At 67.7% G+C, this 15,176-nt stretch carries 16 protein-coding genes; 6 read left to right on the forward strand and 10 right to left on the reverse strand.

Annotated elements, in window-relative coordinates; genetic code table 11:
* Positions 1-128: 128 nt before the first annotated feature.
* Together C7411_RS03730 and C7411_RS03735 are read left to right on the forward strand one after the other, a co-directional pair.
* Positions 129-1,226 (forward strand): porin, encoded by a 1,098-nt coding sequence (locus tag C7411_RS03730; protein ID WP_110383079.1) that lies wholly within the window; start codon positions 129-131, stop codon positions 1,224-1,226.
* A 195-nt stretch (positions 1,227-1,421) separates the two neighbouring features.
* Positions 1,422-2,396 (forward strand): LysR family transcriptional regulator, encoded by a 975-nt coding sequence (locus C7411_RS03735; RefSeq protein ID WP_110383078.1) that lies wholly within the window; start codon positions 1,422-1,424, stop codon positions 2,394-2,396.
* Between the two features lie 18 nt (positions 2,397-2,414).
* Here C7411_RS03735 and C7411_RS03740 read toward each other — a convergent pair whose 3' ends face one another.
* Complete coding sequence (locus tag C7411_RS03740; protein ID WP_110383077.1) at positions 2,415-3,380, reverse strand: NAD(P)H-dependent flavin oxidoreductase; 966 nt, start codon at positions 3,378-3,380, stop codon at positions 2,415-2,417.
* 319 nt (positions 3,381-3,699) lie between these two features.
* On the opposite strand from C7411_RS03740, the gene C7411_RS03745 reads away from it, so the two are divergent.
* A complete protein-coding gene (locus C7411_RS03745) occupies positions 3,700-4,593 on the forward strand; it encodes an alpha/beta fold hydrolase (RefSeq protein ID WP_110383076.1) in 894 nt (297 codons plus the stop codon).
* A 33-nt stretch (positions 4,594-4,626) separates the two neighbouring features.
* Here the strand turns inward: C7411_RS03745 and C7411_RS03750 are convergent, their stop codons facing one another.
* Positions 4,627-5,100: an Lrp/AsnC family transcriptional regulator gene (locus C7411_RS03750; protein WP_110383075.1), complete on the reverse strand. Its 474-nt coding sequence runs from the start codon at positions 5,098-5,100 to the stop codon at positions 4,627-4,629.
* A 159-nt stretch (positions 5,101-5,259) separates the two neighbouring features.
* Between C7411_RS03750 and C7411_RS03755 the strand changes: the two genes are divergently transcribed.
* Both C7411_RS03755 and C7411_RS03760 read left to right on the forward strand, forming a co-directional pair.
* Positions 5,260-6,168: a DMT family transporter gene (locus C7411_RS03755; protein ID WP_110383074.1), complete on the forward strand. Its 909-nt coding sequence runs from the start codon at positions 5,260-5,262 to the stop codon at positions 6,166-6,168.
* Between the two features lie 102 nt (positions 6,169-6,270).
* Positions 6,271-7,572 carry a DUF445 domain-containing protein gene (locus C7411_RS03760; RefSeq protein ID WP_110383073.1) on the forward strand — a complete coding sequence of 434 codons (1,302 nt, stop codon included), beginning with the start codon at positions 6,271-6,273 and terminating at the stop codon, positions 7,570-7,572.
* Between the two features lie 214 nt (positions 7,573-7,786).
* Here C7411_RS03760 and C7411_RS03765 read toward each other — a convergent pair whose 3' ends face one another.
* From C7411_RS03765 to C7411_RS03790, 6 genes are read right to left on the reverse strand one after another with little or no spacing between them, the layout of a single operon-like run.
* Positions 7,787-8,719, reverse strand: coding sequence for an MBL fold metallo-hydrolase (locus C7411_RS03765; RefSeq protein WP_110383072.1), 933 nt, complete (start codon positions 8,717-8,719; stop codon positions 7,787-7,789).
* The gene (locus C7411_RS03770; RefSeq protein WP_110383071.1) at positions 8,716-9,177 is read right to left on the reverse strand and encodes a MaoC family dehydratase; all 462 of its coding nucleotides are present in this window, start codon (positions 9,175-9,177) and stop codon (positions 8,716-8,718) included. The genes C7411_RS03765 and C7411_RS03770 overlap by 4 nt, the downstream gene beginning before the upstream one ends.
* Complete coding sequence (locus tag C7411_RS03775) at positions 9,174-9,401, reverse strand: DUF1289 domain-containing protein (protein WP_110383070.1); 228 nt, start codon at positions 9,399-9,401, stop codon at positions 9,174-9,176. Before C7411_RS03775 ends, C7411_RS03770 begins: the two co-directional genes overlap by 4 nt.
* Before the next feature lie 2 nt (positions 9,402-9,403).
* On the reverse strand, positions 9,404-9,910 hold the full coding sequence (locus C7411_RS03780; protein WP_110383069.1) for a YbaK/EbsC family protein: 507 nt from the start codon (positions 9,908-9,910) through the stop codon (positions 9,404-9,406).
* A gap of 40 nt (positions 9,911-9,950) precedes the next feature.
* Positions 9,951-10,874: a hydroxymethylglutaryl-CoA lyase gene (locus tag C7411_RS03785; RefSeq protein WP_110383068.1), complete on the reverse strand. Its 924-nt coding sequence runs from the start codon at positions 10,872-10,874 to the stop codon at positions 9,951-9,953.
* A 50-nt stretch (positions 10,875-10,924) separates the two neighbouring features.
* Positions 10,925-11,872: a 2-hydroxyacid dehydrogenase gene (locus C7411_RS03790; RefSeq protein WP_110383067.1), complete on the reverse strand. Its 948-nt coding sequence runs from the start codon at positions 11,870-11,872 to the stop codon at positions 10,925-10,927.
* Between the two features lie 286 nt (positions 11,873-12,158).
* On the opposite strand from C7411_RS03790, the gene C7411_RS03795 reads away from it, so the two are divergent.
* Complete coding sequence (locus tag C7411_RS03795) at positions 12,159-12,770, forward strand: RBBP9/YdeN family alpha/beta hydrolase (RefSeq protein ID WP_110383066.1); 612 nt, start codon at positions 12,159-12,161, stop codon at positions 12,768-12,770.
* A gap of 48 nt (positions 12,771-12,818) precedes the next feature.
* Here C7411_RS03795 and C7411_RS03800 read toward each other — a convergent pair whose 3' ends face one another.
* Both C7411_RS03800 and C7411_RS03805 read right to left on the reverse strand, forming a co-directional pair.
* Positions 12,819-14,075: an acetate/propionate family kinase gene (locus C7411_RS03800; protein WP_110383065.1), complete on the reverse strand. Its 1,257-nt coding sequence runs from the start codon at positions 14,073-14,075 to the stop codon at positions 12,819-12,821.
* Complete coding sequence (locus C7411_RS03805; protein WP_243413031.1) at positions 14,072-15,013, reverse strand: bifunctional enoyl-CoA hydratase/phosphate acetyltransferase; 942 nt, start codon at positions 15,011-15,013, stop codon at positions 14,072-14,074. The genes C7411_RS03800 and C7411_RS03805 overlap by 4 nt, the downstream gene beginning before the upstream one ends.
* Positions 15,014-15,176: the final 163 nt, after the last annotated feature.

Raw genomic sequence — 15,176 nt, forward strand, 5'->3', positions numbered from 1 at the left:
GGCCATAAAAATGGTCCGCAAAGATGGATCCGCCCAGAACGGCCACGCCTGCGAACGACGAAAAACAAAGCTTTGCCACGAGCGGTTCAGCCGCTCGACACCCTTTTTTGACAAAGACTGGAGAACCCATGAATAAAACGGTCAGCCGCGCGCTGCGCACCACCCTGAAGGCGAGCGCGCTCGCCGCTGTTCTTGCCGCCGCGTCGTCGGCGGCGTTTGCGCAGTCGAGCGTCCAGCTCTACGGCCAGGTCGACGAGTGGGTCGGGGCGACGAAATTTCCGGGCGGCCAGACCGCCTGGAACGTGAGCGGCGGGGGCATGTCCACGTCCTACTGGGGCATGAAGGGATCTGAAGATCTGGGCGGCGGCTACAAGGCGATCTTCACGCTGGAAAGCTTCTTCCGCGCGCAGAACGGCCAGTACGGCCGCTTCGCGGGCGATACGTTCTTCGCGCGCAATGCGTACGTCGGCCTCGAATCGCCGTACGGCACCGTCACGGCGGGGCGCCTGACGACGCAATTGTTCGTCTCGACGATTCTCTTCAACCCGTTCATCGATTCGTACACCTTCTCGCCGATGGTGTATCACGTGTATCTCGGCCTCTCGACGTTTCCGACCTACACGACCGACCAGGGCGTGGTGGGCGACTCGGGCTGGAACAATGCCGTGCAGTACTCGTCGCCTAACTTCAACGGCCTCTCGGGTTCGGCCATGTATGCGTTCGGCAACCAGGCCGGCCAGAACGGCTCGAAGAAGTGGAGCGTGCAGGGCCTGTATTTCCACGGCCCGTTCGCGGCCACGGCTGTCTACCAGTACGTGAACTTCAACAACACGCCGGGCGACATCGGCAGCATCGTGAGCGGCGACACGACCATCATCGGCCTGAAGAGCCAGGGCGTGGCGCAGGTCGGCCTCTCGTACGACCTCAAGTACGTGAAGTTCTTCGGCCAGTACATGTACACGGCGAACTGGCAGCAGGTGGGCAGCTGGCACGTGAACACCGCCCAGGGCGGCGTGACGGTCCCGGCCGGCCCGGGCACGGTCATGGCGTCGTACGCGTATTCGCGCGACGGCGGCGGCCTGAACCAGACGCGCCAGACGGCCGCCATCGGCTACGACTACCCGCTCTCCAAGCGCACGGACGTCTACGCGGCGTACATGTACGACCACTTCGACAACATGTCGAGCGGCCAGACCTACGGCGTGGGCATGCGCGCGAAGTTCTAGGCCGCGCAGCCCGCAAGGTCGAGGTTCGACGCGAAAACCCCGCGCTGCGTGCAGTGCGGGTTTTTTGCTTTCTGGACCGTCCGACGCAAAGCGCGGTGAAGCGTGCCTGTGCGTTTGAACACCCGCACTTGATAAAACGAGGAAAATATCGTCGATTGATTCCCGTTTATTTATGTTCGAATTGAAGGCCGCGCAATGGATACCCTCGTCAGCATGAAAGTGTTCCGCCAGGTGGTGGAGGCGGGCAGCTTCGTCGCGGCGGCCGAGCGCATGAACATGTCGGCCGCGATGGCGAGCAAGCATGTGATGCATCTGGAGCAGCAGCTCGGCGCGCGGCTGTTGAACCGCACCACGCGCCGCGTCGCGCCCACCGAGGCGGGGCGCGAGTACTACGAGCGAGTGGCCCTGGCGCTCACCGAACTCGACGAGGCCGGCCAGGCGGTGGGCGCGGCGAGCGTGGTGCCGCAGGGGCGGTTGCGCGTGTCGTCGCTCACGGCGTTCGGGCTGCGTCATGTGATGGGGGCGGTGGCCGACTACGCCGCCGGGCATCCGCAGGTGACCGTCGACATCACGCTGTCCGACCGCGTGGTCGAGCTGATCGACGAGGGCTTCGACGTGGCGATCCGCGCCGCGCCGTCGGGGCTCAAGTCGTCTTCGCTGATCGCGCGGCCGCTCGCCACCGCGCATATCGTGCTGTGCGCCTCGCCCGCGTACCTGCGCCGCCACGGCGCGCCGAAAACCGTGGCCGATCTCGCGCGGCACAACTTCGTTCAGTACGCGGGGGCTTCGGCCCAGGAACTCGCACCGTTCGCAGAGGGCGCGGGCGGGGTGAAGCCGAAGCCGGGCGGCAACCTCATCGTCAATCACCTGGAAGCGCTGCGCGTGGTGGTGCTGCAAGGCGGCGGGCTGTCGATGCTCGGCACCGAGGTGGTGGGCGACGATATCGCCGAGGGGCGCCTCGTGCCGCTGCTCGTCGACGCGCTGCCGCCGCGCGAGCTGCCGATCTACGCCGTGTATGCGAGCCGCCGCCATCTCTCGGCGAAGGTGCGCTCGTTCGTCGATTTCCTGGCCGCGCGCTTTTCGGAGCGCGAGCTCTGGCCGGGCGTCGAGGCGATCCGCGCGGCGGCGCTCGATGCCGACGCCGCACGCATTGCGTCCGCCCGGCGCTGAAAGCGGGCCCGCCTGGGCTCAGCGGCCCATGCCCAGGCGCGCCTTCGTCGCCTCGTACTCGCGCTTCAGACGCGCCACGAGATCCGCCACGCAGGGCACATCGTCCATCAAGCCCACGGCCTGGCCCGCACCCCACACGTCTTTCCACGCCTTTGCCTTCGAGGTGCCCGCGCCGAAATCCATCTTCGACTTGTCGGACTCGGGCAGCGCATCCGGATCGAGCCCGGCGTTCACGATGCTCTCGCGGATGTAGTTGCCGTGCACGCCCGTGAAGAGGTTCGTGTAGACGATGTCCGCGGCCTTCGCTTCGAGAATGGCGTGCTTGTAGTCGTCCACGGCGTGCGCCTCTTTCGTCGCGATGAACCGCGTGCCCATGTAGGCAAGGTCCGCGCCCATGGCCTGGGCGGCGAGGATCGAGCCGCCGTTGGCGATCGCGCCGGAAAGCACGATCGGGCCGTCGAAGATGCGCCGCACTTCGCCCACCAGCGCGAACGGCGAGATCGTACCCGCATGGCCGCCCGCGCCCGCGGCCACGAGGATCAGGCCGTCCACGCCCGCTTCGAGCGCCTTGGCGGCGTGGCGCAGGTTGATGACGTCGTGCAGCACGATGCCGCCATAGCTGTGCACCGCGTCGAGCAGTTCGCGCGGCGGTGCGCGCAGGCTCGTGATGAAGATCGGCACGTGGTGCTCGACGCACACGCGCACGTCGTGCTCGAGCCGCGCATTCGACTGATGCACGATCTGGTTGACCGCAATCGGCCCGATGACGGCCTCGGGGTTCTCGCTCTTGTGCGCGGTGAGTGCCTCCCTGATCTGCGTGAGCCAGATGCCCAGTTCCTCGGCGGGGCGTGCGTTGAGCGCCGGAAACGCGCCGACGATGCCCGCCTTGCACTGCGCGAGCACCAGTTCCGGATAGCTGACGATGAACATCGGCGAGCCCACCACGGGCAGCGCGAGGTTTTGCAGGACGGCGGGGAGTGCCATGGGGAGGTCTCCTTGCGGCGCTTCGATAGATGGCGGGGCGCGCGAACGCGGCGCCGCCATTGACCAGGTGCGATATAGAAGGGCCTGTTATTGGCGTAAACAGGCCCTAACTTGATAAGGCTCAATCGCGCCAGGAATTGCGCGGGATAGCGATCGCGAAAACTGCCGTTCGATTATAGGCTTGGGGTCGATCGGGCATCGCGCGCGTGGTATTCGAGGGAGTGCTCGGTTTCTACCACTGCGAGCCCAAAAGCACATTTTCGAGCTGCGCTCGCCTCATACAATGACCGCAGACCAACAAACACAAGAGACTAGCCCCATGCCCTTCGACGGATTCCAGCCTTTCACCGTTCGCACTGCGGGCGGCGTAGACATCTGCGGCGTGAAGGGCGGCGAAGGACCGCCGCTATTGCTGCTGCACGGCCATCCGCAGACGCATATGATCTGGCACCGCTGCGCTTCCTCGCTCGCGCAGCACTTCACCGTCGTCGCGACGGATCTGCGCGGCTACGGCGCCTCCTCGAAACCGGCCAGCGACGCCACGCACGCCGCCTATTCGAAGCGCGCGATGGCGGCCGATCAGGTCGAAGTCATGCGCCACTTCGGCCACGAGCGTTTTCTCGTGTGCGCCCACGACCGCGGCGCGCGCGTGGCGCACCGCATGGCGCTCGATCACGCCGGCGCCGTCGAGCGGCTCATGCTGCTCGACATCGCGCCCACGCTCGCCATGTACGAGCAGACCGACCGCGAGTTCGCCACGCTCTACTTCCACTGGTTCTTCCTGATCCAGCCCGAGCCGCTGCCGGAAACGCTCATCGAAGCGAACCCCGACGTCTACATCGAGCGCGTCATGGGCAGCCGCCACGCGGGTCTCGCACCCTTCGCGCCGAAGGCGCTGGGCGCCTACCGCGCGGCGCTGCGCCAGCCGGGCGCCGTACACGCGATGTGCGAGGACTACCGCGCCTCGGCGACCATCGACCTCGAGCACGACCGCGCCGACCTCGAGCGCGGCAACAAGGTGGCGTGCCCGCTGCGCGTGCTGTGGGGCGAGCACGGCGTGATCGAGCGCTGCTTCGACCCGCTCGCCGAATGGCGCAAGGTGGCGCGCGACGTGAGCGGGCGCGCGCTGCCGTGCGGCCATTACATTCCCGAGGAGGCGAGCGAGGCGCTGGTCGCGGAGATGCTGGCCTTCTTCGAGACCACGGAGCCGTGACGGGCCACCGTGTCGGGCTGCGGCGCTTCGGCTTCAGTTCAGCGGCGGCAGGCGGCGCGGCACCGGCGTGGACTTGACGATGGCTGTGCTGGTTTCGGCGCGCTCGGTAACTTTCGCGAGAATCTCGTCGAGCTGTTCGATCGAATGCAGATACAGCCGGGCAATGAAGCAGTCGTCGCCCGTGACCTTGTCGCACTCGACGAACTCGGGAATGCGCCGCAGCACCTCTTCCACCAGATGCAACTGTCCGGGCAGCGGCTTCACGCGCACGATGGCCTGCAAGGTGTAGCCGAGCGCGCGCGGATCGATCTGCACCGTATAGCCGCCGATCACGCCTTGCGCTTCGAGCCGGTGCAGCCGCTCGGACGTGCTCGGCGCCGAAAGCCCCACGTGCCTCGCCAGTTCGGCGACGCTCGCGCGGGCGTTCTCGGCGAGCGCCGCGAGCAGCATGCGGTCGATGTCGTCGAGCGGGGCCGCGGGGGGCGTTGGGTTCGTGCGTCGGTTCATGATTGCGCGGGTGCTCCGCCAGATGGGCCGTTCAATCGAAGGCAAGGGCTGCCTCCCGCCTAAGTTTAGCCATGTATTCCTCGCCCTGCAGCCGATAAACTGGTTGGCAGATGCGAAGGGCCGCGTGCCATTCGTCCGTTAGAACGAGGATGCAAGCTCATGTCTTCCACCACTCCTGAAATTCGCCGCGGCGCCGCCGAGATGGTCGTCGCGATGCTGATGTCCGGCACCATCGGCTGGCTCGTGGTCGCCTCGCGGCAGGCCCCGATCAACATCGCCTTTTTGCGGTGCGTGCTGGGCGGCGCCACGCTCATGCTCGTTTGCGCCGCACTTGGCCTGCTGCGCCGCAAGTATCTGCCGCCGCGCACGTTCGCGCTCGCCGTGCTGGGGGGCGCGGCCATCGTCGCGAACTGGGTGTTGCTGTTCGCCGCCTATTCGCGTGCTTCGATCTCCATGGCCACGGCCGTCTACAACACGCAGCCGTTCATGCTGGTGGGCCTGGGCGTGGTCATTTTGCGCGAGCGCGTGAGCGCTTCGACGGTTGCGTGGCTGGCGGTGGCCTTCCTCGGCCTCGTGTGCGTGGTCGAGGTGCAGCCGGCCGTGCTCGCGGTGCCCGGAGAGTATCTGCAGGGCGTGGCCTACGCGGCGGGCGCGGCGTTTCTGTACGCGATCTCGTCGATCATCACGCGGCATCTGAAGGGCACGCCGCCTCACCTCATCGCGCTCGTGCAGCTCGCGTTCGGCGCGCTCGCGCTCGCACCGTTCATCCACTACGGCACGCTGCCGGCCACGCCGCTGCGCTGGGCGCAGCTCGTCACGCTCGGCATCGTGCATACGGGCATCATGTACGTACTGCTCTACGGTGCGATCCAGAAGCTGCCCACGGCGATGACGGGCGCGCTCTCGTTCATCTATCCCGTGGTCGCGATCCTCGTGGACTGGTTCGCGTTCGGCCAGCGTCTCGCGTGGATCCAGGTCGTGGGTGCCGCGCTCATCCTGGTCGCGGCGGCAGGCGTGAACCTCGGCTGGCGGATCGTGCCGCAGCGGCGCAGCGCGCGTTCGGCCTGAGGCGTAGCGAACGCGGCAGCGCCGGCGCTGCGCTGCGGCATGCGGCAGTTGGCGCGTGGGCAGCATAATGTCGCGATTCGAATCCGCGACTCCCTGCCCCTCATGACGCATCCGCACGTCCCACGGGACGAAGCCGAACTCACGCGCGCCAAGCGCCAGGCGCTGGCGTTCCTGCTGGTGGCGGCGCTCGTCTTCGCCGGCACGGCACTCTTTTTCCCGCCAGGCGTCATGACGGACGGCGTCAAGTCCGTGAGCGAAGCCGCCATGGTCGGCGGGCTCGCCGACTGGTTCGCGGTGGTCGCGCTGTTCCGGCGCGTCCCGATTCCGTTCGTTTCGGCGCATACGGGCGTGATTCCGCGCAACAAGGAGCGCATCGCCGACGAGCTTGCCGCCTTCGTGCGCGACAAGTTTCTCGATGTGGGTTCGCTGGTCGGGCTGATCCGGCGCCACGATCCGGTGGCGCGGCTTTCCGGCTGGCTCACCGCGCCGCAGAATGCGCGGCGCCTGGGCGACTACGCGGTGCGCATGATGTCGGGCGTGCTCGGCCTCACCGACGACGCGCGCATCCAGAGCTTCATCCGCGACAGCCTGCACGCGGCGCTCGCGCGCGTCGATTTCTCAAAGTCGGCGGGTGCGATTCTCGACACGCTCACCCGTGACGGCCGCCACCAGGAGCTGCTCGACCAGATGCTCGAGCAGCTCGCCGTGCTGTTGCGCGACGACGGTACGCGCGCGTTCGTCGCGTCGGCCATCGTCGACTGGCTCAAGAGCGATTACCCGACAACCGAGAGGTTTTTGCCCAGCGAGTGGATCGGCGAGAGCGGCGCGCGCGTGGTGGAAAGCGCCGTGAACCGGCTGCTGCTGCAGGTGAGCGAGGATCGCCAACACCATCTGCGCCAGAAGTTCGACGAGGTCGTGGAAAAGCTGATCGCGAAGCTCAAGAGCGATCCGGCGTTCCTGCGCAAGGGCGAGGAGCTCAAGGCGAGCCTGCGCGAGGGCGGCGCGCTCAACGACTACACGCGCGCACTGTGGGACAGCCTGCGCGCGTGGCTGCGCGACGATCTGGAGCGCGAAGACTCGGCGCTGCACGCGAAGGTCGCCGCAACGGGCCAGTGGCTCGGCGAGACGCTCGCCGCCGACGCCGACCTGCGCGCCTCGCTCAGCGGCCATCTCGAAGACGCCGCGCGCGCCATGGCGCCCGACTTTGCGCGGTACCTCACGCATCACATTCGCGACACCGTGAAAAACTGGGATACGCGCGAGACGGCGCGGCTCATCGAGTTGAAGATCGGCAAGGATCTGCAGAAAATCCGCGTGAACGGCACGGTGATCGGCGGCGCGATCGGGCTCGGACTCTACCTGTGCTCGCATCTGTTCGAGCTTGTGCGGCTCAAGCTCGGGTAGTGAGATCGATTCGGATTCCAGATGAATGAATCGTGCGACAGTGCGCCAAGCCTGCGTTCGTAGGTCATCTGTAGGGAAATCACTGATGCTTCGGGAATTTTGGCGCGAGTATCATGCCCTCGACAGTTTGATCACGTCAGAGCTAATTCGAACGCTCGTCCGGAAACGGACGAGCGTTTTTTTTGCACCTTTCCCGCTTTTCCCTGCAGCCCGGCTAGACCGCAGCCGCCGGGGCTTCGAGGCGTTCGCCGTGCACGACCAGCGCGCCGCTCGTCGCCAGTTCGCCAGCCAGTTCGCGCAGTAGTGCCGGCCACGCGCCGCGCGGGGCGAGCTGCTGCGCCGCGGCGCGCAGGGAGGCGGCGTTTTCGAGCATCGCCAGCAGCGAGCCGAAGGTCATCGCACGCACTTCCAGCAGCTTGAAGACGATCAGCACCTTGAGCGCGTTCTTCGCATTGCGGGCCGGGTCGGCGCGCAGCCAGGCGAGGCGCGAGAACGCGCGCTCCAGCGCCGCCTCGACGTTTGTGAACGGCCTGCCGTGGCCCGGAATCACCACGCGCACGTCGAGCTTCGCGATGGCTTCCAGTACCGCGTGCTGCTCGGCGAACCCGCTTGCGCCTTCGAGCTCGGGAAAAATCACGCCGAAGCCGTGCTCCCAAAGCGCATCGGCGCTGATGAGCAGGCGCGGTCCGGCTGCGTAGAGCATCACCGAGTCGGGATCGTGCCCCGGCGCACCGATCACCTCCCACTCGAAGCCCCCTAGCGCGAGCCGTTCGCCCGGCGCAAGCGTGCCTGTGAACGCGAATCGCTCGCAGGTCTGCCCGGTGGCGCGAAAGCTCAACTGCGCCTCGTCCCAGTCGCGCACGATCGTCGCGCTCGCCGCGGGGATCAGCGTCGCGCAGGGCCATTGCGCCTGCAGCCGTGCGTTGCCGCCGCAATGATCGGAGTGCAGGTGCGTGTTGACGACGAGGTCGAGCGCGCGCGGGCCCAGTGCATGGCGCACGAGCGCGAGCGTCTGCCCGGCGTGCGTCGCGTAGCCGGTATCGACGAGTGCGGCGCGCGCCTCGTCGACGAGCAGCACGTTGTTCGACGAAAGCCAGCCGCGCTCGAACACGCGGATCGATTCAGGGAGTGCGGGCGCGGCGCTCATGCCGGGGCGCGCGCCGATGCGTGTTCGGGCCGGGGCATGACGAGGATCGTCGCGCGCCCTGCCACGAGCGTTTCGCCTTTCTGGTTCACGGCCTCGCCCACGAGTTTCACGAGATCGCCGTTCAGGCTCGGCTTCCACCACGCCTCATCGACGCGCCACTCGAACGTGATCGTATCGTTCGCGTACGCGGCGCGCTTGAGTTTCATGTCGAATTCGAGCCCGAGCGGTTGTGCGTACCGCGAGTAGTGCGTGGCGAGCAGCGCCATGAAATGCGCGGTCGGTTGCGTGCCCGACGCAATCAGTCCGCCAAAGCGGCTTTGCGCCGCGTAGGCTTCGTCGTGGTGCAGCGGGTTCAGATCGTTCACGAGCAGTCCGAACGATTTCACCGATTCAGGCGTGAGCTGAAGTGTCGAGCGGAACGTCTCGCCGACCGTGACGACGCGGGCGGGCGCGTTCATGGTTTTTCTCCTTGCGGCTCGAAGCGCTGCGCAACCCACTCGGCATGCCGCGTCTCGATCGCATCCCAGACGGCGCGTCTTGCGTCGTCGTCGAGCGTGGACCAGCCGGCAATTTCGTCGATGCTGCGCAGGCAGCCCTCGCACAAGCCGCTGCGCTCATCCATGCGGCAGATGTTGATGCAAGGCGAGGGCGGCGGCGTGACGGTGTCGTGAATCGCGGCCATGCTCACGAATCGCGCAGCGCGACGTCCACCACGGGCGCGCCGGTCAGCGCCTCGAGTTCCTGTGGCGAGAGGTTGAACACCGCGTGCGGATGGCCGGCGGCGGCCCACAGGCTTTCGAGCTGGAACAGATCGGCGTCGATCAGCGTGACGGGCGTCGTGGCGTGGCCGATCGGGCACACGCCGCCAATGGCGTAGCCGGTTTTCTCGCGCACGAACTTCGCGTCGGCGCGGCCGATCTCGCCCACGTGCGCGGCCACTTTCCTTTCGTCGACGCGGTTCGCCCCGCTCGCGATCACGAGCACGGGTGCGTCGTCTTCGCGTCGGCGGAACAGGATCGACTTGGCGATCTGCGCGACTTCGCAGCCAAGGCCCGCAGCGGCTTCGGCGGAAGTCTTGCCGGTCTCGGGCAGCATCACGACCGGCCTGGCGTGGCCGCGCTCGCGCAGCATCAGGGCGACACGGCGCGCGGAGTCGGGCAGGGCGTCGAGGTTGTCGAGGGTTTCCGTCATGAGTCGATTTCCTTCGTACTGCGGTTCGATGGGTTGCGCGTCACGCGCAGGCCGCTTCGCTGCGGGCCTTCGCAAGCAGGGCCTTGCCCGCGCGCGAGACGTTGGCCCGGCCGATGGCGGTCGAAATGAAGTCGCCCGCCGCGACGACCTGGTTCAGATCGATACCGGTATGGATGCCGAGTCCGTTCATGAGGTACAGCACGTCTTCGGTCGCGACGTTGCCCGTGGCGCCCTTCGCATACGGACAGCCGCCGAGGCCCGCCACCGAGGCGTGGAAAATGGCGATGCCTTCTTCGAGCGCCGCATAGATGTTGGCGAGCGCCTGGCCGTAGGTGTCGTGGAAGTGGCCCGAAAGGCGCTCGCGCGCAAACACCTTCGTCACGGCTTCGAACACTTCGTGCACGCGCTTCGCCGTGCCCACGCCGATGGTGTCGGCAATGTCGATCTCGTCGCAGCCGAGCGCGGCGAAGCGCTCCACGACGTCGACGACCGAAGCGACCGGCACTTCGCCCTGATACGGACAGCCGAGTGCGCATGACACGCTGCCGCGCATGCGCACGCCGTGCTCCTTCGCGGCAAGCGCCACGGGCGCGAAGCGCTCGATGCTTTCCGCGATCGAGCAGTTGATGTTCTTCTGCGAGAACGCCTCGCTCGCCGCGCCGAAGATCACAATCTCGTCTGCGCGCGCGGCGAGCGCGCCTTCGAAGCCGCGCATATTCGGCGTGAGGACCGAGTAGATCGCGCCGCTGCGGCGCTCGATGCCGGCCATGACTTCGGCGCCGTCGGCCATCTGCGGAACCCATTTGGGCGAGACGAACGAGGCGGCCTCGATGTTCGGAAAGCCGGCGGCCGAGAGCCGGTCGATGAGTTCGATCTTGGTTGCGGTGGGAACGAATTCCTTCTCGTTCTGCAGGCCGTCGCGCGGGCCGACTTCGACGATCTTCACTGCGGTGGGTAATGCCATTGCCGTGTCTCCAACGATAATTTTGAAAAGGCTTCGCGATGTGCCCGCGTTCAGTAACCGCGCCCGACATGCACCACGCCGCTCACGGTCTCGCCGCGGGCCAGCGCGCCGATCTTGTCGGCGACCTGCGAGATCGCTTCGTCGCGCAGCGTGAGCGCCGAACTGTGCGGCGTGATCGTGATGCGCGGCTCGCGCCAGAACGGGTGATCGGGCGCCAGCGGCTCCTCGCGGAACACGTCGAGTGTCGCCGCCGCAAGCGTGCCGCTCGCCAGCGCGTCGAGCAGGTCCTGCTCGTCCAGATGCGTGCCGCGCGCTACGTTCACGAGATACGCGCCGCGCGAGAGCTTGCCGAAGGTGCGCGCATTGAGCACGCTTTCGGTGTCGGGCGTGGCGGGCAGCAGGTTCACGAGCAGCTTCACGCCGTCGAGGAAGGCGTCGAACTGCTCGCCGTGCAGCTCGCCCGAGTACGTTTCGATGCCCTCGATCGTCTTCATGCTGCGCGAAAAGCCGCGCACCGGCACGCCGAGCGCGGCGACCGCCTGCGCGACCTGCGCGCCCAGCACGCCCAGGCCGAGCACGCCCACCGTGAAGGTCTCGTGCGGATGCGGCGCGAGCACATGCCATTCGCGGCGCGCCTGCGCGAGCGCGTACTCGTCGAAGCGGCGCAGGTAGCGCAGCACCGCATGCTGAACGTACTCGCTCATTTGCCGGCCCATGCCCGAATCTTCGAGCCGCACGAGCATGGCGGTGCCGGGCAGCGTGCCAGGGCGCTCGTGTTCGTGGGCGAGGATCGCGTCGACGCCCGCGCCCAGATTGAAGATGGCGCGAAGCCCCGGCACGCCGAAGAGTTCGCGCGGCGGGTGCCAGACGACCGCGTAGTCGGCGGGGTCGGTGTCGCCGGGCTGCCATTCGCGCAACGCGGCATCGGGCAGGGCGCGCGCGAGGCCGTGGAGCCACGCGGAGGCGTCGGTCTGCGGGAACCAGAAAATGATCTTCATGATGGGTGAACCTGTCCCTGGTAACGGCTGTGCGGCTCGAACCTGTGCGCGCCGTGCGGCCCGCCAGGGCCGACAGGGCCGACAGGGCCGACAGAGCCGCGTGCACCGGCACCATTCTACTTTTTCAGGCCCGCGCCCGCCGGGCAAATCGCGGCGCGCCTTCCCGCAACGTGTCTCGCGCCGGACCACGCCGGGGTGCCGAAAAGCTAAGCAAAAAAAATTGGTTCGGCGCGCGCGGCTCGCGGGCCACAATCGATTCACGCCGTGTCCCAGCGAGGAAAAAATCATGCTTTCGTGCGCGCAAATGCGTTGGCCGCCCCGCCTCGTCACCGTGCCGGGCCTGCACGGCAGCGATGGCGCTCACTGGCAGAGCTGGCTCGAACGCCAGTTCGCGCGCTCGCTGCGTGCGGAGCAGGACGACTGGGACTCGCCCGACCTGGCAGTCTGGGGCGCGGGGCTCGCGCGGCGGCTTGTGGGCGAGCGCGGGCCGTTCCTGCTGGCCGCGCACAGCTTCGGCTGCCTCGTGGCGGCGCAGGCGCTGCACACCGGCGTGCTGGGGGAGAGCGGCGCCGACATTGCCGGTGTGCTGTTGGTCGCACCCGCGAGCCCCGAGAAGTTCCGCTTTGCTGGAGCGTTCGACGCGCGGCAGCTGCCCGTGCCGTCCATCCTCATCGGCAGCGAAACCGATCCGTGGATGCCGCTCGAAGGCGCCCGCGCGCTCGCGCAGCAACTAGGCAGCGCGTTCGTGAATCTTGGCGATGCGGGACACATCAACACGGCGGCAGGCTTTGGGCCGTGGCCGCGCGCGAAGTACTTCGTCGATACGCTGGTCCATGGCGCAGCGCCGGGGCGGTTGCGCGACGCGGCATTCGACCAGGGCGGTCCGGCGTACGCCTGAGGCGCGGCGAGCCGAAGCGCCGCGCTGCGGCGGCCGTTCGATGCGCGCTCAGTGCCTGAGCGCCTCCCGCAACAACCGCGCCGTATGGAGCGCGATCATCCCTTCCTCGTCGGTGCGGATCGCGAAAACGGGAATGCGGCTTTCGTGCGCGCTCACGCGCTCGTTGCCCTGACTGCTGCCGACCTCGTTGACTTGCGCGTCGAGCACGGTGCCGAACACCGGCGCGAGCCGCTCGCATACCTGCGCGCGAATGGGCGCGGCATGCTCGCCGATGCCCGCCGTGAACACGAGCGCGTCGAGCCCGCCCAGCACCACGGCGAGCTTGCCCACGTCCTGTGCGATGCGATACGTATAGAAGTCGATCGCGAGCCTCGCGCGGTCGCTGCCGCTCGCGAGCAGCTCGCGCATGTCGCTGCTCAGGCCCGAGAGGCCCTTCAGGCCCGACTCCTGGTACAGCACCTTCTCGATGGCGTGGTAGTCCATGCCCTTCGCCATCATCCAGAGCACGGCGCCTGCGTCGAGCGCGCCGCAGCGGGTGCCCATGGGCAGGCCGTCGAGCGCGGTGAGGCCCATGGTGGTCTCGACGCTCTTGCCGTCCTTCATCGCGCACAGGCTCGCGCCGTTGCCCAGGTGCGCGACGACGACGCGCCCGCGCGCAACGTCGGGCGCGACCTGATGCAGGTGCCTCGCGATGTACTCGTACGAGAGACCGTGAAAGCCGTAGCGCCGCACGCCCTCGCCGTAATAGCTGTACGGCAGCGCGAAGAGCTGCGCCATGATGTCGTTGCCCGCGTGGAACGCGGTGTCGAAGCACGCCACCTGCGGCAGCTCGGGCGCGGCCTGACGCACCGCCCGAATCGCGGCGAGATTGTGCGGCTGATGCAGGGGCGCGAGCGGCGTGAGCGCGTCGAGCTCCTGGATCACTTCGTCGTCGATGAGCACGGCATCGGCGTAGCGCGCGCCGCCGTGCACCACGCGGTGACCGATCGCGGCGGGCGGCGTGTCGCGCAGGCCCACGGCGAGCACGAGGCGCAGGAGGCGAAACGCGGCGTCGTGATCGGCGACCTGCGCGACCGGAAACTTCTCGTCGACGATCAGGCGCCCGTCGGCCATATGCGCGACCACGCGCGGCGCGACGCCGATGCCCTCGATCTGCCCGCCCGCGCCATGCAGCGCGCGTGCGCCGCCTTCCACGTGGTCGTCTTCGATCACGCGAAACACCGAACACTTGATGCTCGACGAACCCGCATTCACGACGAGCACGACATGGCCCTGGTCGGCCGGCCGGGTCTGGACGCTGCTCACAGGATCTCCGTGGCTTTGCGTGCGCGCCGCGCATGCGCGAGCAGCACGGCGATCGCGCAGCTGCCGATGCGAGAGCGCACGCTGTCGGCGCGGCTCGTGAGGATGATCGGCACGCGCGCGCCGAGGACGATGCCGGCCGCTTCCGCGCCGGCGAGGAAGGTGAGCTGCTTGGCGAGCATGTTGCCCGCTTCGAGGTCGGGCACGAGCAGGATGTCGGGGTCGCCTGCTACGGGCGAGGCGATGCCCTTGATGCGCGCGGCTTCGGCGCTGATCGCGTTGTCGAAGGCGAGCGGGCCGTCGAGCAGGCCGCCCGTGATCTGGCCGCGGTCGGCCATCTTGCAGAGCGCGGCCGCGTCGATGGTGGAGGGCATCTTTTCGGACACGGTTTCCACGGCGCCGAGAATGGCGACCTTGGGCGTGCCAACGCCGAGCGCCTGCACGAGGTCGATCGCGTTGCGCACGATGTCGGCCTTGTCGGCGAGCTTGGGGAAGATGTTGACGGCCGCATCGGTGATGAAAAGCGGCTTGTGGTACGTGGGCACGTCCATCGCGAACACGTGCGAGAGGCGTCGCTCGGTGCGCAGGCCATTGGCGCCGAGCGCGACTTCGTGGAGCAGTTCGTCGCTGTGCAGGCTGCCCTTCATGAGCAGTTCGGCCTGGCCCTCGCGCACGGCGCGCACGGCGAATTCGGCGGCGGCGTGGCTGTGCGGCGCGTCGATGAGGGTGATGCCGTCGAGGCGCAGGTCGGCTTCCTCGGCCACCGCGCGGATCTTCGCTTCGGGGCCGACGAGGATCGGCACGATCAAGCCGAGGTTCGCGGCGTCGAGCGCCCCGGTGAGCGAGGACGCGTCGCAGGGATGCGCGACGGCGGTGGGCACGGGCGCAAGGCCGCCACAGCGGGCGAGCAGAACCGAATACTTGTCGGGCGATGAAGTCACGGCGGTCTCCACTAGGAACATGCTGCGGCGCGCAAAGCGGTAACAGTGTAGACCAGCGCCGACGAGACAGTCGGCTGGATGCGCGCGGGGCCCGCGCGGCGTCGTTGCGCTTCGCGCTTAAGCCCGACAGTCGTGTCTGTCATGCTTCATTCACAAGGCGTTG

The sequence above is a fragment of the Paraburkholderia silvatlantica genome, from assembly GCF_003096715.1.
Lineage (GTDB): Bacteria > Pseudomonadota > Gammaproteobacteria > Burkholderiales > Burkholderiaceae > Paraburkholderia > Paraburkholderia silvatlantica.

What these genes read in the sequence shown, in the direction of transcription:
- C7411_RS03735 (WP_110383078.1), top strand. Translation starts at nt 1,422, where the DNA reads ATGGATACCCTCGTCAGCATGAAAGTGTTCCGCCAGGTGGTGGAGGCG.
- C7411_RS03770 (WP_110383071.1), bottom strand. Translation starts at nt 9,177, where the DNA reads ATGAACGCGCCCGCCCGCGTCGTCACGGTCGGCGAGACGTTCCGCTCG.
- C7411_RS03740 (WP_110383077.1), bottom strand. Translation starts at nt 3,380, where the DNA reads ATGGCACTCCCCGCCGTCCTGCAAAACCTCGCGCTGCCCGTGGTGGGC.
- C7411_RS03760 (WP_110383073.1), top strand. Translation starts at nt 6,271, where the DNA reads ATGACGCATCCGCACGTCCCACGGGACGAAGCCGAACTCACGCGCGCC.
- C7411_RS03765 (WP_110383072.1), bottom strand. Translation starts at nt 8,719, where the DNA reads ATGAGCGCCGCGCCCGCACTCCCTGAATCGATCCGCGTGTTCGAGCGC.
- C7411_RS03755 (WP_110383074.1), top strand. Translation starts at nt 5,260, where the DNA reads ATGTCTTCCACCACTCCTGAAATTCGCCGCGGCGCCGCCGAGATGGTC.
- C7411_RS03775 (WP_110383070.1), bottom strand. Translation starts at nt 9,401, where the DNA reads ATGGCCGCGATTCACGACACCGTCACGCCGCCGCCCTCGCCTTGCATC.
- C7411_RS03780 (WP_110383069.1), bottom strand. Translation starts at nt 9,910, where the DNA reads ATGACGGAAACCCTCGACAACCTCGACGCCCTGCCCGACTCCGCGCGC.
- C7411_RS03795 (WP_110383066.1), top strand. Translation starts at nt 12,159, where the DNA reads ATGCTTTCGTGCGCGCAAATGCGTTGGCCGCCCCGCCTCGTCACCGTG.
- C7411_RS03745 (WP_110383076.1), top strand. Translation starts at nt 3,700, where the DNA reads ATGCCCTTCGACGGATTCCAGCCTTTCACCGTTCGCACTGCGGGCGGC.
- C7411_RS03730 (WP_110383079.1), top strand. Translation starts at nt 129, where the DNA reads ATGAATAAAACGGTCAGCCGCGCGCTGCGCACCACCCTGAAGGCGAGC.
- C7411_RS03790 (WP_110383067.1), bottom strand. Translation starts at nt 11,872, where the DNA reads ATGAAGATCATTTTCTGGTTCCCGCAGACCGACGCCTCCGCGTGGCTC.
- C7411_RS03750 (WP_110383075.1), bottom strand. Translation starts at nt 5,100, where the DNA reads ATGAACCGACGCACGAACCCAACGCCCCCCGCGGCCCCGCTCGACGAC.
- C7411_RS03785 (WP_110383068.1), bottom strand. Translation starts at nt 10,874, where the DNA reads ATGGCATTACCCACCGCAGTGAAGATCGTCGAAGTCGGCCCGCGCGAC.